The following is a 20,384-nucleotide window of genomic DNA, read 5'->3' on the forward strand; positions in this document are numbered from 1 at the left end:
TTAAGTGGTGAAAGAAAAGCCCGGAGGTAGGAACCTTCGGGCTTTATCGTGTTGTATGTTTTTGTGTTTTAGTTATTACTTGGCAGGCACTTCTGCGGGTGTGGTGGTTGTTTTACTTTCTGATGTGGAAGTATTGGGGTTGTCGATCCAGATGTGACGCAGCACTGGCAGCAGCGGATCGTTTGGCGCTTGAGTTGCCATGACGTTCAAGCCGTAGCGTGTGAGTTGTTTGGAGCCGACCTGATAGCCAAAGTATGCCATCATGAGGCCTGGGTCGGCTGCTGCTTCATTGTTAGAGATCATCGAGTCCAGTTCGGATTGAACCCATTGTAGTCGCTGCGGAGAAGGTAACAGTCTTGGGTTATAACGAGCAGCGATCAGTTCCGGGTTGGTCTCAAAGAGTACACGGAGGTTGTGAGCAGCTGACCGGATCAGTCCTGCACCGAGTTGCGCGTGAACGAGTCCAACACGGGCAAGAGGGTTGCGTGGGTTCATGCGGGTGGCTGAGCGGTATTCGGATTCCGCTGCAAAGTAGCGGCCATCAATCAATTCCTTTTCACCCTTACGCAGATGATTGTTGAATGGCGTATCTGTTGAGCCAGCCAGTGATTCAATCTGTGGCAAGTTATAGTCCAGCTTCGTTAAAAGCTTCGCAAGGTTCTTACGATACTCTTCTTCGGAAGGACGATTCGACTTAAGAATGATGTTGGTGTTGGAATAGTCCTTAAGTTGTAGACGCTCGCGGAGCAACTTGCTACGGCGTTCCGCGTCCTCGATTTCTTTATCAGAAGGTTCGCGGAGTGCATCACGCATTTGTTGCTGAAGTGGATTGTTAGCTTCCACTTCGTTATCCGGGATCAAAAGCTTATTGCTATCTACTTCGGATTGTTCTTCGCCGGTTTTCTCATCATCCTGCTGTACAGGCGCAACGAGTTGATTTTGCGGTTTGGCAAATGGGTCATCTTTTTTCACGGCGTTCAGGAGGTCGGCATAGACATCCTCGCCGGGCTTGAGTTGTTTGTTCTCGGTGCGATTGAAGATTTGATCTTCAAGGCGTTGGATGCGTTCGGCTTGAGTTTCCTCATTGTCGGCATTGACGTCTAAGCGCAATTGCTGGCCGAGTACAAGCCCTGCCGGGATACGTGCCGGTGCGTTGGCGAATTCGCCGGTGGTGCCCACACCAGATGAAAGCTGAGCCGGCTGATCTGTTTCATCATCCTCAGGCAAGCTGTTGTTGGGGTTGTATGGGTTGTTGATGTTCTGAACGCTGGAGAGGTTTGTTTCGTTCACGTACCTGCGTACACCCAAAAGTGGTGAAGCTTGCACTTCAAGTGAACGGCCTTGTGGGAGTTCTGCTACACCGATCACGGATGATTGTGGGATGGCGGTTTGGATGCCTTCGTCTGAGCCGACAATAAAGCCCTGTCCGGTGGAAGTTGGTTCAAGCACCTGATATCCAAAGCCCGGTTGGTACTGTGCGGTTGAGACGAGCACGCCACCGGTTCGGTAGGCAGGGATATCAGTGAATTGGCGGTAGATCGAGATATTACGGTAAGACTCTGAACGTGGACGATTGCGTTGGATCGCGTTCAAGCGAACCGGTGAGGATGGTAATGACTGAGCACGGAACTCGAAGAGGTCGTCAGACGAGATCGGGGCAAAAAACTCACCTGGTGCCTGATAGCCAACAGGAGCTTGTAAGCCACGGCCAGCCGGAACGTTGCCGGTGACAATGTCGTTGCGAAGGCGATAATCTTCCTGGAACTTACTCTGGTTGGTGCCGCCGCCGCCGACCTGCTGGTTGGCATCCAGCGCGCGTCCGCCGGAGCCGACTTGCTGCTGGGCGTTGGCTGTTGGCAGTGTGAATGCGACAAAGCCGACAATGGTGACCAAGATATTCATTCGCTTTTTCATGACTCGCCCCATGTGAAGAACGGCAAGGTTCTTCGGGTTTATTGGCGTCCTAGGGATAGAACCGTGCTGAACAACTATTTTATTCGAGTGGCTGCCTCGCGGCGAGATTAATCCGGGAAATCACATGAGTTCGAGGATTTCAAACCGTTTGGTGCCGCGTGGCAAGTCGACTTTCACCGTCTCGCCCACACGTGCTTTCATCAGTGCCTCACCCATTGGCGAGGAAGCCGTGACTTCGATCTCATCAGCATCAAATGAGCCCGAGGCTTCCCCCACGAGTTTGTAGAGATCCTCATCGTCATCGTCCAGATCACGCAGCTTCACCACCGCGCCGAGAAACACCATGTCATCCGGGATGTCATCATCTGAAGCAACCGACACATTGGCGAGTCGCTCTTCAAGGCGGCGGATTTCCGCTTCGTTCATGCCCTGATCATCACGTGCTGCATGGTAGTCTGCGTTTTCCTTCAGATCGCCGTCTGCTCGGGCTTCGGCAATCCGCGCGGTAATCTCTGGTCGCTTCGCCTTAAGGGCTTCAACGCGCTGGGTCAGTGTTTCTTTTTCTTCTGCAGTGATGAATTCCACGATGTCACTCCGATATCAACCGGCTTATTGGCCAGCATAAAGTTCTGGGTTATCTAGCTATTATCGTAACTGAAAGTTAGGTCAGTACAGCCCAATGACAATGATATTGGGTTACCGGACACAGGCTCGGCCCGTCTACCGGATATTTTATTATGAGCTTACCATGAGCGAGGATCAATCTTGGTAAGGTGGTAGAGTTGGGTATTTTAGAGTCGGAATTCGTATTCTTTCTTTAAACTAATATTGATCAATGATTTACATGTTATTTGTTGGCCGAAGTGTTTGGCTGGCTATGTGGAGTGGTTGTGTGTGGGCGAGTGATCACGGTGAGTCCGATCCAGCCAATCGTTGCTGCGATGGTGATCCCGATCAGGATTTCTGTAAACGGGGAGGCTGAAAACAGGCTCGGTCGATTTGATAGCGACCACAGCGATTGCAAAGGAGAGAACGGGAGAATCTGTCCTGTTGGCATCTCAATCGCAATCATTGCCACAAACTTCGGTGCCACCAGCTCTAATAATGGTCCGCCGAACACCAACAGCACCACCAAACACATGGCCATTAGTCGTCTTCCCGGACTGTTTCGTAAACACCCCCAAGCGATGATCAAGCCCGTCAGCAATGACCATACTCCAAATGTAATGTTCAGTAGCGCTGTTTGTAATCCTGACCAATGTGCCGAGATTTTCAGCGGCCAAATGACCGCTTGCAGCACAATGATGAGCGAAATCCACTCCAATAATGTTTCACCAATTACCCGCCGTGGTCGCTTATGCAGATGACGAGAGGCTAATGAGAGCCGATACGCCGGCCACACCAGCAGCAATCCAAACGCTGCGGTAAACACCATCCAGCGCACCGCTGGAATGATCGCGTCGATTGAAAGTGTGATTCCCCATCCCGCCAGCAGCCACATACACCAGCCTAAAGTAAGAAAACGAATCTGTGTATCTCCGCGGCGAGGTCGATGTTTTGGTGCGACATCCACTGCTTGCAAGGATTCGGATGAGAGTCCGTTTTGATCTTCTGCGAGATCATGTTTGGGATCATCAGGTTGTATAGATGGATCATCCATGTGTCTTTGCATGTTATATCGGGCAATCCCGCGCGGCGATATGAATGCGGGAAATTGCGGGAGGAATTCAGCCAACGAGTCGATGTAAGATTGAATAGAGGCGGCAGAACACGATCCTGAGAGAGCGAGGCGGATGATCAATCATCGCAAACTCAGGAGATTAACCCAAATGGCGAATATCAAAAACAAGGTCATTGTGCTTGGCAGTGGCAACGCAGCGTTGTGCGCGGCTATGAGTGCTGCAGATGCGGGTGCAGATGTAACCATCCTTGAAAAATCCAGTGAAGCAGAAATGGGCGGCAACACCCGCCTCACGACAGCTGCGCTGCGCGTGGTGTTCGAGAACGATCATAAGGTTCGTGAGATTCTTGATGAGCAGTATAGCGATGAGCAGTGGTCTAACATTGAGATAGAGCCATACGATCATCAGAAGTATGTTGCTGAAGTGATGAAATCCGGGAAGGATCGCCCTGATCAAGAACTCGTCAAATGGTTTACAAGTGAAAGTCTTGACATCATTCATTGGATGAAAGTACGCGGGGTTAAGTTTGAGCTTGCCGAGTACCTATCTGAGTATGATCTGACCAAAGGTGAAAGTGAAGAGAAACGTAAATATGCAGGGGGAGTGATTATTCAAGTTGTGCAGGGCGGACAGGGGATGGTGACGCCGGAGTTGAAGTATGCGCAGGATAAAGGCGCTAAGATTGTGTATGAAATGCCCGGTGTTGATCTCATCACGAACGATAAGGGGCATGTTCAAGGTGTCATTGCCCGTGATGCACAAGGTGATCTACATCACTATGATGGCGCGGTGGTGATTGGCAGCGGCGGGTTTGAAGCCAACAGCGCCATGCGCGCTCAATATCTCGGCCCCGAGTGGTGTGATGTTCGTCAACGTTGCGTGAAGTTCAATACCGGTGAGATGATTGTTGCCGCAATTAATGCAGGTGCAGGTCAGAAAGGTCATTGGAGCGGCGCACACATTACACCGATCGATCCTGATTCACCTTTTGTTGGTGGGCTTGATACAAAGGAAAAAACCAATCGCCTTGGTTTTTCATGGGGTGTTACTGTCAACAAGGACGGCCATCGTTTCATTGACGAAGGTAAACACTGGAACAATCAGATCTATGTCGAGATGGGTAAGGCCTTACTGTATCAGCCCGGGCAGGTTGGCTATCAAATCTTTGATGCAAGGGGTGTGAAGTACTGCGAGCCAAACTATGAATTGCAAAAGCAGTTTTATACCGGAGACAAGCTAGAGAAGCTTGCGCAGAAGGCCGGCATCAATCCCGACACGATGATGCAAACCATTGAAGCGTACAACAAAGCGGTCAAGAAAAACGACGGTGGCTACGACCCCACTACACTCGACGGCAAAAAAACCAAAGGTTTGCCTATCCCCAAAACAAACTGGGCGTTGCCGATTAAAAAAGCACCGTTCTATATCTATCCTGTGGTACCGGGGGTGACGTTTACGTTTGGTGGTTTGGCATCAAACACCAAGTGCGAGATTCTTGACGCGGCCGGTCATTCCATCCCCGGTCTATATGGCTGCGGCGAAGCTACCGGCGGCTACTTCTACTATGCCTACCCCACCGGTTCAGGGTTGATTAAAGGGTCTGTCACGGGACGATGTGCCGGACGTCATGCCGCCGCTTACGCAGTCGCGCATTAAAAACCTCGCAGGAGCAACCTGCGAGGCGATTCGGTTTGATGCGATAAAACAAGGATCATTTAGCTCTTGAGTGTGATCGGCTTGGTCTTCATCGCCGCAAGTTTCGCACCGGCAAAATTCAGCGTGCATGCACTTTGTTTCATCTCGTCACCTTGCACGGTGATTGATTTTAGTTTGGCATTGGTATGCACAATCGGTCGCACGGTCAGCTCGCCCGCAGAGAAATCAGAATCTAACCATGAGATAGATAACTTGCCCGCCGCAAGTTTGATCTTAAACATAATCGAAGTCCGCTCGCCATCTTGATATGCAAATGTCTTCCCATCATCAAACCGGTACGTGTAGGTGACCGTTTGCGCGTATGATTTGTCGAGGAAGATGTGCAGCTCAATCTTTGAGAGATCCGATTGGTTGTCGGTGGGGGTGCCGGTGAGCATAGGCAGCACCGATCCGCTGCGGACAAATAGCGGTGTGTTCTGATCTTCCTTCTTTGCGCGGATTGTTTTGCCGCCGGCAATCCATTTGCCTGCCTGCACATCCAGCCAGCGATCCTTCGGTAATACCACATCACGTTTAGTTTGTTCTTCTTCCATGCACGGCGCCTGCATGATGGCTGGTCCGACCATAAACTGATCATCCAGTTCATCAATCGGTGTTTTCGCACTGTGTTTATAGTGATAAATTAGTGGACGAAGGATCGGATCGCCTGCTTCTTCCTGATCCATAAATAGGTTGTAAATGTATGGCAAAAGCTTGTACCGACTTTGGATAAAATGCTTGATCGTCTTTGATGCACGCGGCCCAAATGTCCACGGTTCCTGATCCAGCGTATTGATCGACGAATGGTTTCTAAAGAACGGGAACAAGAAACACGTCTTGTACCAATCTAAAGCGAGCGGTGTGTTCGTGTGGTCACCAAACCCCGCAACGTCTGGCCCGTTAAATGGAATTCCCGACAGCGAAAGGTTCAGCGTACACGGAATCGCACACTTCAGATAATGACGGTTCGAGACATTATCACCTGTCCAGACCGCAGCATGACGTGACGTCGAAATAAAACCAGATCGCGTGAGTAGGAACGGGCGCAGCGTTGGGTTCGCTTTCAAAAACCCATCGCGTGAAGCTTGTGCCATCCCCAGCGCATACTGGCTATGATACGTTTCATGATCATCCTTCCCATCATTGAATTTCATATACATGCAGTCCGACGAACCCGTTGAAGGGTCGTTCATGTCCAGCCACGCGCCGATGAGATGGTTGTCTTTCGCAAAGGCCGCCACTTTATCTGCCCACCACTTGCGCGCTCGTGGCAGCGAGAAATCGGGGAACACCGTTGCGCCTGGCCACACAAAACCCACGAACGGCGACCCCTCCGGATTTTGACAAAACACCTTCTTTTTCAGGCCATCCGTGTAAACATCGTAATCCTCATCCACCTTCACACCTGGATCAATGATCGGCACCACCGGGTGCGTACGATCGGTAATGTCCTTGATTTGCTTCGCGGGGTTCTTAAAAAGCTTGTCGTTGAAGGTAAATACACGGAACCCATCCATGTACTCAATGTCCAACCACAGCCCGTCAGTTGGCGTCTTGTACTGTGTGAACTTCTTGTCGAGCTGATCAAGATCATCGTAGGACTTGTAACCCCAGCGGCATTGCTGATGACCAAGCGACCAAAGCGGTGGCAGTGGCGTGGTTCCCACGAGTTGCTGCAATTTCTGCGTGAGCTGCTGAAGTGTTGGCCCAATGATGAAGTAAAGCTCCGGCAAGCCATCGGATGAACCGATGCAGAAGCGCGTGTTGTTTACATCGTCTGCATCGTTTTGGTTGGCGATGATCACATCCGGGTTGGTGTGAACGAAAACAGGGTAGGGGTTGTTAACCAAGATGCCGATGTATTGATCACCGTTCTTGATGATCAGGTACGGGATCGAGACGTAGTACGGGTCTGGCCTGCCAGTGTAGATGGATTCAAACGGGAAGTCCGCCCATGCGTCGGTGTTCCAGAACTTGGTGGATTTGCGGGAATGCTCAAAGCCGAACATTTTTTCGCCTAAGCCATAAAAGCGGAACTTGGGATCGTATTGAAACTGCATGATCCACGACCTGTCCGACACCCCAAAGAACCGGCCGGGCTCTGATTGCAGTAACGATTGATCTGATTGGGTTGGCGAGGCAATGTTCAATCCGGCTAAGCGAGAGATCGAAGCGAGATCATGTTTGGTCGCACGCTTCGGCGGTGTGAGTGTGGCTTGTGAATACTGTTTTGGCCAATATGACGATTTGACCGTGAGTTGGTAGACATCATTGCCGTGATCTTTGAGGTTGTATTTATAGTTGCGCTTACCGACGGCGAAGTTGCCGGATGTGGGGTTAGCGCCCTTTGCGTTTTTAGCACTTCCGAGGGTGCGAGTGTTGGCAAATGAGAAGTTCTCTGGCTGCGGATATTTATTGAAGTACATGCGCAATGGATCCCATGCAGTTGGTAGGTTCGGGTTTGATAAGACAAGATCGGGTTTTGAATTGTATTGACGGCGGCAAAACGGGCAAGCGGTAGCGAGCAAACATAGGCTAACTCATTGCAATGTCTTGATATACAAATAGCTAAGTCCATGTTTTGGTTTGTACACTTAAACCGACTCACATCAACAGTGGCGTCCTCGACACAATGATTCAGGTATGTCAACTCGCTTGAAAGAAAGCAACTCTTGTTAGAGTGGGCAATGTGATGAGTTAAATAGTAGTATTTACAATTACTAATAACTCATGGCCTACCTTGCAGTTTATATAAACGGACCAAACCTAGAGATGTTTCGTAAGCCTCGATTAATTTTATTGACGTGGAAGAGGATATGTGTTAAATATTATTGGTATACAAAGGCGTGGCCATACACATATATTGCCTTGAAGCAGAATACCGCGCTTTCGACAATGAGGCATTTGCAGCGAACTTTACATATGAATGACAAGATTTAAGCCACGTTGTTTCGGCTCGGTCAACGCATAGAAGGTATTTGGTTTTTACTATCACATCATTGCGAAACGGTTTGTTGAGCAATCACATTTAAGGAGAATAGAGATGATCAAAACAACAGGCGGGCTTTTAGCCGCAGCCGCATTTATGGTGACAACCGGAAATATTAGTGCCGTGTCACTTTTCAATGAGGGTTTCGAAACCGCTGGTGGGGATGAAAACTACAGCAGCTTCAATTTTACTGACAGCGCTGCTGTGGCAGAAACAAGTGACGGCTTTAATGATTACTGGATTCGCACCGATGGCTCGCATATTGCAAACTCTAATGCGGTTACTGGTGTTGTTGGTTCCCATTATTTTGCGGCAGAAGATACGTTTGCTAGTGGCACTGGGGATCCAAACGCAATCGCACCAACGCTCGAGTGGACGGGTATTGACATCTCCGGCTACGACACGCTTACTTTCTCGGGCAACTTTGCTCATGCAAACAATACCGGATGGTCTATTCTCACGAGTCCTACTTCTATCACATCAACCGTAACCGTTGCGGCTTCGATTGATGGTGGCACAGAGCAGATCCTTGTCCAGTTTCTTCCTACTGCTGACGGCTCGGTTCCCGTTCTTGATACTAACAATAATGGCGTGATCGACGCTGGCGAAACGACAACCATCGGGAATGCGATGAAGAATTTTTCTGCAAGTATTAGCGGAACAGGTAGCACGCTTGATCTGAGAATTACTGCTTTTGGTTTGGTTACGCAAGCAGATGATATTGCCTTTGATGAGTTTGAAATTACGGGTAATTTGGTTCCTGAGCCGGCCAGCATGGTATTGCTCGGTTTGGGCGGTCTTGCTTTCTTGGCACGTCGTCGTAAGTAAGTCAGGAAGGTCTTGGGACCTTTTTGTATGAAATTAGTTGCTGGCACCTCGGGTTTCGGGGTGCCAGCGTTGTTTATAACGAGCTGCGAAGAAATCCTTGCCCGGCAGGTGAGCGGTGTGTTACGATATTAGGGTAGCTTGCAGACTGGAATGGCAGGTGTATACTAGGAGGAGGTTTAGTTTTGTATACATGAGCTTGCATTCTTTAGGGCGGCTAAGGCAATACATTTTTATACTTCACGAATTTTTTTGTAATCTGGATTTTTAACATCGCTTGGTTTTCAGAGACTATTGGCAGATTGGACCATATTGTGGGCGGGCCAATCATAGAGATCGTCATTTCGAATAGCACAACACATTTTTGGTAGGGCAAAAATATGAAACAGCATCGCGCATTCACCTTGATCGAACTGCTTGTCGTGATATCTATCATTGCATTACTTGTTGGCATCTTGCTTCCGGCATTAACAAAAGCAAGATCAGCAGCGAAGACGATTCAATGTGCAAGCAATATCCGGCAGATCACCATGTCTTCAGTTATGTACAAAGTAGATACGAAACATTATCCGTATCAAGTAGGGTTATGGCATGTTAGTAATGCCTTTAATGCTACAGATAAAACGAGTGGTGTACTTAATACGGCGACTGTAGGTAGCCAAACAGTACCGGAAGGTAATTGGGGATGGTATCTTTGGAAGTTTATGGGAGAGGATGGGGAGTATTTTAAGTGTCCTACTGCCTTTGACACAATCAATACACATATAGATTACTCATCACTAGAAAACTACATTGCTTATACGATGAATGGTGTGGTGTCACATTTTTCAGATCAAGATTTTCAATCGCCTTCCGAAACATCAATTTTTTATGATGCTTCGTCTTTTACGTCTGCAGCAACATTAAGAAATACCATTAAAGCATCAGGTGACCCAAAGAAGGATGCGGTATGGAGTGGTTGGATGCGGTTTGGTACAGGCAGTTTGTTTGCGAATCGTATACATGTAGAAGAAGATGGGCGTAACTACGCCTTTCTCGATGGCCATGCAGAGTTTATTAAAGTTGAAGACATGGAAAGCCATCATGTGGGGACTGAGATCAATGGAGAGAGTTTGCCGGAGCCTGAAGCGGTTGGTTCGTATGCTGATCCAGCTCGTCTAGGCGCGCTGCGGCATCCGTTCTATTGATTGGGAATGTATCGGTTTTATATAAATGATTATGAAAACGGCAGGCTGCCTCACGGGGCGGCTTGTTTTTTATGTTGGTTTGGTTGTATATGGGGAGATGACTACGTTTGCGGTTGAAGGCAGAGTGGGGGGCGGGGCGAGGCGGTGTGGTGCTATTGGCTAGTGGATTAACGTGCTGTGTGCCAAATAGACAAGAAAAATGAATATTGATATATCAGGGGATATCAAAATGATCGCCGAATTGTTACACTGATGTTGTTCGGAGGTAGTTTCATCTTCTATATAGGCACAAGATGTTTTTTTGGGAGCGATCGCAATGGGTCTTCGTCAATCTCGGGTGTTCTTTCTGGTTTTAAGTGTGCTCTTCCTAACCTGTGGTGAGATAGTGATCGCGGAAGGGTTGCGCCTGCCGGCAATGATTTCAGATCATGCAGTGATGCAAGCGGACAAGCCGATTGCGATTTGGGGTTGGGGCGAAGCAGGAAAGAAGGTATCGGTGAAGCTTGGGGATCAGGTGGGTGAAACGGTTGTGGGTGATGATGGGAAATGGCAATTGAAGTTGGGTGTGATGAAAGCGGGTGGTCCATATCGTTTGGAGGTGAGTAGCGCGGGGGAATCGATCTGGGTGAAAGATGTTTTGATTGGTGAGGTGTGGCTATGTGGTGGGCAGTCAAACATGGAGTGGCGATTGCATGAGAGCGAGGGCGGGAAGGAAGCGATCAAGAACAGTGCGGATGGGGAGATGCGATATTTTCTTGTGACGAAAAGGGTGTCGAGGAAGCCGGTGGAAGAAGTGGAGGGCGAGTGGAAGGTGATCAGTCCGGAGACCGCGGGTGGGATTAGCGGGGTGGGTTATTATTTCGGGAAAGAGTTACGTGAGCATGTGGGGGAACCGGTGGGATTGGTGAATTCGAACTGGGGCGGAACACGTGTTGAGGCTTGGACGAGCGAGGAGAGTCTAAAGGCGAATGTGGCGGGCCAGCAGATTTTGAAGGCGAATGCGTCGTGGGAGGCATTGAGCGAAGCGAAGCTTGAGCAGTATACGAAGGCGATTGCGGAATATGAAGTGAAGCGGATTAATGCAGAGCCGACGGATCGGAGGCCCTGGGTGCCGTTGGAATTGCAGCGGCGGCATTATGGTTCGAACTTGTATAACGGAATGATTCATGGTGTATCGCAGTATACGATGCGTGGTGCGATTTGGTATCAGGGGGAGAGTAATGCAGGTCGTGCAGAACAATACATCGAACTGTTTCCGCTGCTGATTGAAGATTGGCGGGAGCAATGGGGGCAGGATGCGTTTGCGTTTGGGTTTGTGCAATTGGCGAATTATTACGAGAAGCAGAAGGAGCCGGTGCAGGCAGCGACGTGGCCGGAGTTGCGCGAGGCGCAGTTGTTGACGCTGAAACGCGTACCGGACACGGGGATGGCGGTAATTACAGATATTGGCGAAGCGAAGGATATCCATCCGCGGAACAAGAAGGATGTAGGTATTCGTTTGAGTTTGTGGGCGCGTGCAACGCAGTATGGCGAGAAAGAATTGGTTTATAGCGGGCCGATCTATGCGGATCATGCGATCGAGGGCGATCAGATCCGGATCAAGTTTGATCATGTTGGTGATGGTTTGATGGCGAGCGATGGGAGCGAGCTTCGGGGGTTTGCAATTGCAGGCGAGGATAAGAAGTTTGTGTGGGCGGAGGCGGTGATTCAGGGTAAATCGGTGGTGGTAAGTGCGGCTGGTGTGAAGAAGCCTGTGAGCGTTCGGTACAACTGGGCGAACAATCCGGTAGGCAATCTGGTGAATAAGAACGGGTTGCAGGCAAGTTTGTTTCGTACGGATGACTGGCCACGTGTGACGCGAGGCAAGTGGAAATAAGGTCTAGATTTTTGAAACGGCCAACAGTGTTGATTTAATTACAAGTTAGATGGGACAAAAGATGAAGCTAAAAATGATGCAAGGCGCGATAGCGCTGATAGTTTTTGTATTGATGTTTGGTGTTGTTGCAACGGGGCAGGTGGTGAGTGGTGAGCGTTTGCCTGTGGCTGGGGAAGGGTGGAGTACATTAGCCAAAGGCATGTCGAATCAGATGGTGGGTGTTGTAGATGTATATGGGGGAGCGCGGCCAGATGTTATGTTGACGACTGGTAAGTTCAGCAAAGTGGGGGGTTTGTTTTTGATGAAGTATCTGGGGGATAGTGCGACGGGGCAGCCGCGGTTTGGAAACGATAAGTTGATCAAAGTTCCTTTCAAGACAAGAGGGGGGACAAATGGTCATGCGTTTAATGGTCGTGATGGTCGAGTGCATGTGTGGTTATTGAATAAAGGGAAGGTGATGCGTTATGTGTTGGATCGTGATCGGTATGAGCTCATTGAATCTGCTTCGCCGCTTGTTTTGTCGGGGCATGATGGAAATGTAACAAGGATCAGTGTTCGGGAATTAGAAGACGGGCGGGTACAAATGGCAATGGTGGTACGTGATGCAAAGCCGTATCGGCCAGAAGGTTATTGGCGGGCACCAGAGTATCATTCATTTGATGGTCGCGGTTCATGGCGGGGGAACCGTTTGTATGCACATCTTGAGCAAGTCATGATCGATTCGGTGGAGGGAAATGAGATTAAGCGCGTGAAAGATATCTCCGCAGATCATCAAGATATTCTTCATCATTCAGGTTTGCTGGCTCGGGTACAGTTAGAAAGTGATGAGCCAGAGCACTTGATAGCTGGGACGTGGTTTGGATTGTTTCAGTTTTACAATAATGTAGGCGAGGGTAAAGAAGGCACGCAGTATGAAGGGAGAATGTTCGTCAAAGATGATGATGAAGGTTTGATCCTTCGTCATCCAGCAATTAATCCGCGGCCGTTGGAGTATAAAAACCGTAAGACGGGATTGATGAGTGATTTAATTGTAAGCGGAGAAGCAGGGACGTTCTGGTACGAGTTCAGTGGGAAATATGATGAGGGTGGAAATCCGATTTACAAAGATCCGCAGTATGCTCAATCAAATAGCGGAAATATATATTTCGGTTCATTGCCCGTGTTAAACAGTGTGGATTGGGATGATGATGGTGATGAGGATTTGATCGTAGGTAATTCGCAAGGTTTTGTGATGTTCCATGAGAATGTGGGGAGCAATGCTGCGCCACAGTATGCGGAAGGTGAATACATGACTGCGGGTGGCGAAGTGATTTTGGCTCAGCCTGGGTATCGCGATATTCAAGGGCCGGAAGAAGCTAGGTGGGGTTATACAACACCAACTGTGGTGGATTGGGATGGCGATGGCGATTTGGATTTAATGTTACGGAGTGCGGCAGATGGCCAGTATTTTGTTGAGAATGTTGGTAGTAAGACGGAGCCAAAATTAGCGAAGGAACGCATACTTTATTGTCACGGATTGGAATTGCACGGAACGTGGCGGGTGCAGCCGGCGGTGGGAATAATGGGTGGGCGGATGGCTTACATTATGTTGGATGATGATGATGCGTTTCATTTGTATGAGCGGATTGATAATCAGAATGTGCGCGACATTGGCAAGTTGAAACTGGATGATGGTTCAGTGATTACGGGGAACTTTCTGCATGCAGGTGGGACGGGCCGATTGAAAATGGTGTTGGTGGATTGGGACTTAGATGGTGTGAAAGACTTGATGGTAAGCGGTCCGCGTCATGCATCTGTGCCAAACCCAGTGGACGGATTGCCGAAGCAAACCGGCAAGAAAGGGACGGGTTTGAAAGGTGCAAGTGTGTTGTTTATGAAGAATGTAGGGAGCGAGTCTGAGCCGGTGTATGCGTATCCGAAGTTTATTAAATACAAAGGTAAGCCGATTTTTGTGGGGCAGCATTCTTGTAGTGGCGTACCGACAAGTGTTGGCGCAAAAGGCGGGCCGAATATGTTCTTGGCATATGAGGATGGATACGCATTCTACTATGACCGTAAAGATTTAAGTTGGCATGATTGATTGCCGGGTATGGTATGTGGAACAGAAAGCCTGAGTGAAGACTCGGGCTTTCTTTTTTTATATATGTGATATGAAGAATCTACTCGCTGATCAGTCGCCGGGGATGAGTTGTGGTTCGACAACGACGTGAACGTTTTCTTTTTCATTGGGGTTACTGATACGCCAGAGTAGCTGTTCGACAGCACGTTTACCCATAGTGTCGATACCGATACGGATGGTTGCGGGGCGGGGATAGAGTCCGGCGAGCGCGGCTTTATTGTTGTTGCAACCGATGAGATCAATATCTTTTCCGGGCTTCAATCCTTTACGAATGAGGATGCGGTGCATGATGGCGGTGAAGATATCGATAAGAGTGAAGAAGCCAGTAGGTTTGTTTTTTTGTGCAAGGAGTTTGTCGACGGCAACAGTCATAGCGGCTTCGATGGCGTTCAGATCAAGGTCGTCGAGGGTGGTAAGGTTTTCGACGGGCGCATTGATGGCGGCAACGGTTGCATTATTGCGTTGTGCGGTGAACTCGAAAAATTCGGTGCGCGATTGTAAGCCAAGGTGATTGGGGAGTGCATTGACGACGGCAAGGTGTTTGTGCCCGCGGTTAAGCAGGTATTGTGCAGCGAGTCTGCCGGCGGCATCGTTACCGGGGAGAGCGGTGTCTCCGGAATCTTCATGGTGGGACGAAACCCAGACAGCGGGGAGAGATGCTATTTTTTTGAGGACAGCTGGTGCAGCGCTTTGCCCTGCGAGGATAAGTCCATCGACTTGTTTATTTTGAACGAGTGGGGGGAGTTGCTGCGCGTCAAGGGATTGAGCGATGATGATGTTGAGGCCTTGCTCAGTGCAAGCGGACTCGACAGAGGTAAGCAGTTTGACGAAAGCGGGGGAGTAATGTTGGTAGACGTCGTAGTCGAGAATGAGCAGAGCAAAGGTTCCGTATTGGAGTCCAGAGCGGTGTCCTTGGCGACGTGCAGCGGGACGGTAGCCAAGGTCTTCCATAGCTTGTTTGACTTTGACCTCAGCAGTTTTGGAGACGTTGGGGTAGTTGTTCAGGACACGTGAGACAGTTGCCTGTGAGACACCGGCTCGTTTTGCGACTTCGATGATTGATGCCATAAGACCATCCAGAGAAGAATACAGTGAAAATTATGGGTATATATTTTCACGTATATGGAGGGTCATTGCAAAACTATTCGTGTAATTTTTGATTTTTTATTCATAGAGGCAGGCATGAATCAAGTCATCGAGTGAGGCAGTGGCAAGCCCAAGAACGGTGTCGGCTGCGCCATAGTAGATACGCACAGTGCCGTCGGGCTCGAGGATAGAGCCGTTGGTGAATACGACCGAAGGCGACTGCCCAATGAGTTCGTAAGTTGTTTCTGGTGCTAGGATAGCGCGCTGAGAAATACCGAGTACTTTGGAGGGGTCGTCGAGGTCGAGGAGCATCGCACCGAGGGAATAGACTTGGTCGGTACATTGGCGACGGACGCCGTGAATGATGCAGAGCCAGCCGTGTGGAGTTTTGATAGGGACTGAGCCAGGCCCAATTTTTTGGTCGGACCAGAAGACATCTTTTTTGGCGATTACGCGGCGGTGGTTGCCCCAATGAATCAGGTCGGGTGAGGAGGAAAGCCAGATGTCAAAGGAGTTGTCGTTTGGTCTATCCAGGCGATAGTAGGCGCCGCCGATTTTGTCCGGGAAGAGGACCGCATTGCGGTTGTCGGGCAGAGATATGAGTCCAAGCCAGTCGAGTTGGTTGAAGTCATCATCGATTTTGAAGAGGCCTAGTTGGCAGGTTTGGCCGTTGGTAACATCGGCGGCGTGTGTAATGTAGAAGGTATTATCAAGGCGGACGATGCGCGGATCCCAATAAGATTTGGTGGGGTGGACATACTTCATGAAGACCGGGTCGTGGGTCGGCATGCGGAGAGGTTCGGGGCGAGGGGTAAAATTGATGCCATCGGTTGAATCGCAAACCCACATGTATCTACCGAGTGCGGAATCTTCGGTGCGGCACACCATAAAGTATTGATCGTTGTGTTTGATGACGCCAGCATTGAAAGCAGTGACGATGTCGTTGGGAAAATCTGCAGCGGTGAGGATAGGATTGTTGGGGTGGCGGTGAGTGATGTATTTTTTCTGGCGGAGGGTGTTGCTAGTTATCGTAGTGGTCATAGTAATGATCCTGTTACAGATTGATCGTTAGGAAGAGAGTGCTGGGGTGGTGATGGATTGGTGGCGAGATTGAATGTCATCGATTGTTTTGTAAATGAGATCGATGCTGTCTTGAGTGATTTTGTCCTTAAAAATTCGGCAATTTTGTTGAATGTTTATATTGCGGGCTTGCATAGCAATTTTAACTGAGGCGGGATACTTGATATCAAGAATAGGATCGAGTGAATTGATGTATTGGTGAACTTGTTTAGATGTTTGCGGATCGTTTCGATGATTGTTGCATAGCCAAACAAAGAGCTCAATACAGAGGTTGGATCCGACGCCGCAATGTCCGTCAATACCGTGAGCGAGTGTGTCAAAGATATGAGGGGCATGCGCGTCGAAGTAGGCGATGGGAGAGCCAACGGTTTGTTTGAGTCTTGCAGCGACACGTTTGGAGTCTTTGCAGGTGTCTTTGAAGAAGATGAATCGCTTTGAATCGGCGAGGTGTTTGATCTGCGTATCGGTGAGCAGGCGGTGGTAGGGGGTGGGGCATTCATAGATGCCAAGGGGTGTATCTGGGAGTTCGGTGATGAGGCGATCAATGGCGGTGAACCAGTCTTGATCGGTGGCTTGTTTGGTGATGATTTGTGATGCGTTAAAGACAACAGCGGCAATGCCGGTTTGGGCGAGTCGCTTGGCGAGATCGATTTGCTTGTTGACCTCACCGTGACAGATAGCGCCGGCAACGACAGGGACGTGGCCTTTGGCAACAGTGACAGCCTCTTCGGTAAGTTGAACAATTTCGTCTGCGGTCAGGAGGTAGACTTCGCTGGAGCCGCAGGTGGCAAAGAGGCCAGCCGCTTGTTGTTGAATATAGAAGTCGACAAGTTGGCGGTAGCCGGGGATATCGAGTTGGTTGTTTTCGGTAAAGGGCGTGAGCATAACGGGCCACACACCTTTAGGAAGTCGTTTTTGCATCTTTACTCCAATCACCATCCATCAAGGCGCCGAACATGAAGGGATCGTGCAGCGCGGGTATCGATCGTCTGCTAGTCATCCGTATTGGGGGTTGATTGGCCTCGCAATTGCGGGCCAGCGGATGTTTACGCGGAGGTGCATCTAGTATATCACGAAAAGCAGAGTTTTCAAGAATATTATATGAAAACTTTCATGGTAATTAATGGGTGTACGGCAGTTTAGGAAAAAGATGAAAGAAAAAGCCAATCACTTGCCCGGGAAGGCGTAACTGGCTTAGGTAGATTCTTTGTTCAAAGGAAAGTCAGTGGTGTGCTGGGAATCAAGGGGCTTGGAGGTCTTCACGCATGAAATAGTAAACCTTACCATCCTCAGCACCGATGAGTAGGTCGAGTTGATTGTTGTTGTTCAGGTGAGTCGGCCAGACGGAAGCATTATGAGTTTTGAACGTGATGAGTTTGCCATTTTTGTCTTTGATGATTTGGGTACGTTTAAAGATGGGTTCAGCGTTTGAGCCAACGTTTTCGAGCCAGCAGGGTGTGGCCGCACGTGGATAGTTTTTGTCTTGCCAGATGTAGCGGTGGACGCCAGCATTATGACCCCAGACGATATCCCAGTCGCCATCATGATCCCAGTCTGCGACAGAGAGTTTCACGCGGCCCCAATGCCCACGGACACCGCCAAGCATGACGGGTTGTCTATCTGTGTAATAGAGTTGCGTGGTATGTGTTAGATTGGTTGAACCGAGAGATTCGGGATGGCCAATAACTAGGTTGTTGTCATAATTGAGATAAAGAAGAGACGGGGTTTGATTAGGTGTTGGATATTGCTTCGATGAGAGAATGATGGGGCGAGCGCGCCATGCAGCAGGGAGTGGTTTGTTCTTGAGGGTGAAGCGTTTGGGGGTAAGCGTGTCAATTGATTGCTTCGTATAGAGGTAAACTTCTGCGTTAATGTCGTTGGTGATGATGTCGAGTTGATCATCATCATCCCAGTGGCCAAGTGTTGGCTGGAGATAACCCCAGCGGGCTTCGTTTGGACCTTGGATAGAGCCGGTGGGGCCAGCCTGATGATGGATGATATTGCCGGTAGCGGATGATTTGAGGTAGGTGGGTTGATCATAGATGAGTGGATTGTCAGTGCCGGGCCATATGGCGAGATAACCAGAAGAATCACCGGTGATGAGATCGGGAAGATTATCGTTATTAAAGTCGCCGCGTGCAGGGGTGGTGAGTGTGTCTACGGCAAGGTGTCCGCCAGTCATTCTGATGGAGCCTTGTTCGATGAAATGGCCGGGGGCAGTGCCTTTCAGAACAACCACGCGGCCGGGGTTGCCGGAGACAATGACTTCAGCGTTGCCGTCCTGATCAATGTCGCGGGCAACAACGCTGTTGAACCAGTGCATGTCGACGAGTGGTTTGTCATCCTGCATAAGCGGCGTGACGGTATTACATGAAAGGCGATTGTCTTTACAGGTGTAAGAGAGGGCAAGGATGCGGTCACCGTCGCTGGCGAGGAGGATATAGTTTTTGTTTTGTAGTTTGATTGCGGCGGGGGTCATGACGGGGTCAAAGCTAGACCATTGAACAGGGAAATCCATATCGCGGATGAATGCATTTCTGACTTTGCCAAAATTGATGAAATGATCTTTATTTATAGATCCTTTTGCCCAATAAAGGCGGAGATTCATTTTTTCCCCAAGCCAATTACCAGCGATATCATAGCCGCGGCCTGGGCCGGTATTGGGGTGTGGTTTACCGTCCCAAAAGTGTTCCCCAAACGGACAATAATTCATTAGAAAATCAGAGTCAGTGCCGGTGATAAGCAAATCCGGGATGTTGTCGCCATCAAGGTCATGGATATTCCAGCCAAGGAGTTTGTGTCCTAGTGCAAGTGCAAGTGATTTATTATCAACGGTGATGAGACGATGTTTATTGAAAGCAGGTTTGTTGAGTGTGCCAGTGTTGAGGTATTGGATAAGTTGACCGTTACCATAGGGTGTGGTTCCGCCTTGTGCGATTAGGTCGAAGGAGCCGTTGGGCTTGGGGAGTTGTTTGAAGTTAGTGCCTTGAAGAGGGACTGGAAACCCTTTGTCATAGATAGGTAGACCATTGACATCGATTTGGCCAGTGGGGGTGTAGAGATTGGCGGTATAGCCAAAGAGTTTTTCGTGTGAGGTGACTAATAGTTGATTAGATGAAGGAGAGGACCAAGGCAGAAGTTCGGCTTGTGTCGCGATGCCGTTGATGAGGTAATGAGTGGCAGATGGTTTGACGGTAAGTGTGGGATAGATCGGTGTTTTTGTAGAGGGTTGCCAAGTGCTGAGGATAGGTTGGCCAAAAGATTTGCCACGTGATGCTGCGAGATCAAGAAGTTCTTCTGATGTGGGGAAGTTTTGATGGAGTACGATTTCGTCGATACCGCCGTGGAGCTTGCGTGAACCAGAGGCGCCAATAGTCATACGGTTTAGCTCTGCTTCTGCGGCGTGGTAGGCGCGTGTGGCTGAGAGTTGTCCGTTAATATAGATCAGCAAGTGATTATCAGTGTAGCCGGCTGTGATGAGTAGCCATTTGTTTTTGGGGAGATGTTGTGTAGAAAGCACAGAACGCCATTTGCCGTTTGAACGAAGCGCGAGCTCGGCTTGCTTGCCATTGATACGGAAGACAGCGGCTTCGTCTTCGGATGGGCCACGAAGATGAGCGATTGTCATGGGGTTAGTGCTGTTGTATTGATTGATCTCGCTGGTGAATTTATCAATGCGAATCCAAGTAGAGATGGCAAAGGGGGTTTTTAGGTTAGGAGAGATGGTGCGTTTGGTGTCATTGGACTGGTCGGTCATGAGGAAATAGGGACGACCCATGCTGTTGCGGTTTGATGAGTTGGCATCTGAGGTTTTGAAGGTTATGGATTGGTTCGCACCGGCTTGTGTATGAATGATACACGTGAGAAAAAGAGTAACGATAAAGATGGTAGGGCGGTGTACAAGTCGACAGATCATATGAGGCTCCATAGC

The 20,384-nt window shown here is 49.3% G+C and carries 13 protein-coding genes; 5 read left to right on the plus strand and 8 right to left on the minus strand.

What is annotated here, in order from left to right; translation table 11 throughout:
- Nucleotides 1-75 precede the first annotated feature (75 nt).
- The 3 genes from ACQ6WK_RS16840 to ACQ6WK_RS16850 form a co-directional block, all read right to left on the minus strand.
- Complete coding sequence (locus ACQ6WK_RS16840) at nucleotides 76-1,914, minus strand: tetratricopeptide repeat protein (RefSeq protein ID WP_432798557.1); 1,839 nt, start codon at nucleotides 1,912-1,914, stop codon at nucleotides 76-78.
- Nucleotides 1,915-2,034: 120 nt separating this feature from the next.
- Nucleotides 2,035-2,499 carry a GreA/GreB family elongation factor gene (locus tag ACQ6WK_RS16845; RefSeq protein ID WP_432798558.1) on the minus strand — a complete coding sequence of 155 codons (465 nt, stop codon included), beginning with the start codon at nucleotides 2,497-2,499 and terminating at the stop codon, nucleotides 2,035-2,037.
- Between the two features lie 262 nt (nucleotides 2,500-2,761).
- Nucleotides 2,762-3,586, minus strand: coding sequence for a hypothetical protein (locus tag ACQ6WK_RS16850; protein ID WP_432798559.1), 825 nt, complete (start codon nucleotides 3,584-3,586; stop codon nucleotides 2,762-2,764).
- Nucleotides 3,587-3,743: 157 nt separating this feature from the next.
- Here ACQ6WK_RS16850 and tcuA point away from each other — a divergent pair, with 157 nt between their 5' ends.
- Nucleotides 3,744-5,252 (plus strand): FAD-dependent tricarballylate dehydrogenase TcuA, encoded by a 1,509-nt coding sequence (gene tcuA, locus ACQ6WK_RS16855; RefSeq protein WP_432798560.1) that lies wholly within the window; start codon nucleotides 3,744-3,746, stop codon nucleotides 5,250-5,252.
- Nucleotides 5,253-5,311: 59 nt separating this feature from the next.
- Here the strand turns inward: tcuA and ACQ6WK_RS16860 are convergent, their stop codons facing one another.
- Entirely contained in the window at nucleotides 5,312-7,717 is a 2,406-nt protein-coding gene (locus ACQ6WK_RS16860; RefSeq protein ID WP_432798561.1) for a TIM-barrel domain-containing protein, read from the minus strand.
- Between the two features lie 617 nt (nucleotides 7,718-8,334).
- Here ACQ6WK_RS16860 and ACQ6WK_RS16865 point away from each other — a divergent pair.
- The 4 genes from ACQ6WK_RS16865 (at nucleotide 8,335) to ACQ6WK_RS16880 (ending at nucleotide 14,248) form a co-directional block, all read left to right on the plus strand.
- Nucleotides 8,335-9,108, plus strand: coding sequence for a PEP-CTERM sorting domain-containing protein (locus ACQ6WK_RS16865; RefSeq protein ID WP_432798562.1), 774 nt, complete (start codon nucleotides 8,335-8,337; stop codon nucleotides 9,106-9,108).
- Between the two features lie 377 nt (nucleotides 9,109-9,485).
- On the plus strand, nucleotides 9,486-10,292 hold the full coding sequence (locus ACQ6WK_RS16870; RefSeq protein WP_432798563.1) for a type II secretion system protein: 807 nt from the start codon (nucleotides 9,486-9,488) through the stop codon (nucleotides 10,290-10,292).
- A gap of 316 nt (nucleotides 10,293-10,608) precedes the next feature.
- Entirely contained in the window at nucleotides 10,609-12,168 is a 1,560-nt protein-coding gene (locus tag ACQ6WK_RS16875; RefSeq protein WP_432798564.1) for a sialate O-acetylesterase, read from the plus strand.
- 61 nt (nucleotides 12,169-12,229) lie between these two features.
- A complete protein-coding gene (locus ACQ6WK_RS16880; protein WP_432798565.1) occupies nucleotides 12,230-14,248 on the plus strand; it encodes a hypothetical protein in 2,019 nt (672 codons plus the stop codon).
- A 90-nt stretch (nucleotides 14,249-14,338) separates the two neighbouring features.
- On the opposite strand, the gene ACQ6WK_RS16885 is transcribed toward ACQ6WK_RS16880, so the two are convergent.
- The 4 genes from ACQ6WK_RS16885 to ACQ6WK_RS16900 form a co-directional block, all read right to left on the minus strand.
- The gene (locus ACQ6WK_RS16885; RefSeq protein ID WP_432798566.1) at nucleotides 14,339-15,355 is read right to left on the minus strand and encodes a LacI family DNA-binding transcriptional regulator; all 1,017 of its coding nucleotides are present in this window, start codon (nucleotides 15,353-15,355) and stop codon (nucleotides 14,339-14,341) included.
- Between the two features lie 96 nt (nucleotides 15,356-15,451).
- Entirely contained in the window at nucleotides 15,452-16,414 is a 963-nt protein-coding gene (locus ACQ6WK_RS16890) for a glycoside hydrolase family 130 protein (RefSeq protein ID WP_432798567.1), read from the minus strand.
- A gap of 27 nt (nucleotides 16,415-16,441) precedes the next feature.
- The gene (locus tag ACQ6WK_RS16895) at nucleotides 16,442-17,374 is read right to left on the minus strand and encodes a dihydrodipicolinate synthase family protein (protein WP_432798568.1); all 933 of its coding nucleotides are present in this window, start codon (nucleotides 17,372-17,374) and stop codon (nucleotides 16,442-16,444) included.
- 319 nt (nucleotides 17,375-17,693) lie between these two features.
- The gene (locus ACQ6WK_RS16900; RefSeq protein ID WP_432798569.1) at nucleotides 17,694-20,369 is read right to left on the minus strand and encodes a LamG-like jellyroll fold domain-containing protein; all 2,676 of its coding nucleotides are present in this window, start codon (nucleotides 20,367-20,369) and stop codon (nucleotides 17,694-17,696) included.
- Between the last annotated feature and the right edge of the window lie 15 nt (nucleotides 20,370-20,384).

The organism is Poriferisphaera sp. WC338 (assembly GCF_050931845.1).
Classification (GTDB): Bacteria; Planctomycetota; Phycisphaerae; order Phycisphaerales; family Phycisphaeraceae; genus Poriferisphaera.

Bases quoted from the DNA above. Each gene is read 5' to 3' on its own strand.
- ACQ6WK_RS16870 (WP_432798563.1), top strand. From the start codon at position 9,486: ATGAAACAGCATCGCGCATTCACCTTGATCGAACTGCTTGTCGTGATA.
- ACQ6WK_RS16880 (WP_432798565.1), top strand. From the start codon at position 12,230: ATGAAGCTAAAAATGATGCAAGGCGCGATAGCGCTGATAGTTTTTGTA.
- ACQ6WK_RS16885 (WP_432798566.1), bottom strand. From the start codon at position 15,355: ATGGCATCAATCATCGAAGTCGCAAAACGAGCCGGTGTCTCACAGGCA.
- ACQ6WK_RS16865 (WP_432798562.1), top strand. From the start codon at position 8,335: ATGATCAAAACAACAGGCGGGCTTTTAGCCGCAGCCGCATTTATGGTG.
- ACQ6WK_RS16900 (WP_432798569.1), bottom strand. From the start codon at position 20,369: ATGATCTGTCGACTTGTACACCGCCCTACCATCTTTATCGTTACTCTT.
- ACQ6WK_RS16895 (WP_432798568.1), bottom strand. From the start codon at position 17,374: ATGCAAAAACGACTTCCTAAAGGTGTGTGGCCCGTTATGCTCACGCCC.
- tcuA (WP_432798560.1), top strand. From the start codon at position 3,744: ATGGCGAATATCAAAAACAAGGTCATTGTGCTTGGCAGTGGCAACGCA.
- ACQ6WK_RS16840 (WP_432798557.1), bottom strand. From the start codon at position 1,914: ATGAAAAAGCGAATGAATATCTTGGTCACCATTGTCGGCTTTGTCGCA.
- ACQ6WK_RS16890 (WP_432798567.1), bottom strand. From the start codon at position 16,414: ATGACCACTACGATAACTAGCAACACCCTCCGCCAGAAAAAATACATC.
- ACQ6WK_RS16850 (WP_432798559.1), bottom strand. From the start codon at position 3,586: ATGCAAAGACACATGGATGATCCATCTATACAACCTGATGATCCCAAA.
- ACQ6WK_RS16875 (WP_432798564.1), top strand. From the start codon at position 10,609: ATGGGTCTTCGTCAATCTCGGGTGTTCTTTCTGGTTTTAAGTGTGCTC.
- ACQ6WK_RS16860 (WP_432798561.1), bottom strand. From the start codon at position 7,717: ATGTACTTCAATAAATATCCGCAGCCAGAGAACTTCTCATTTGCCAAC.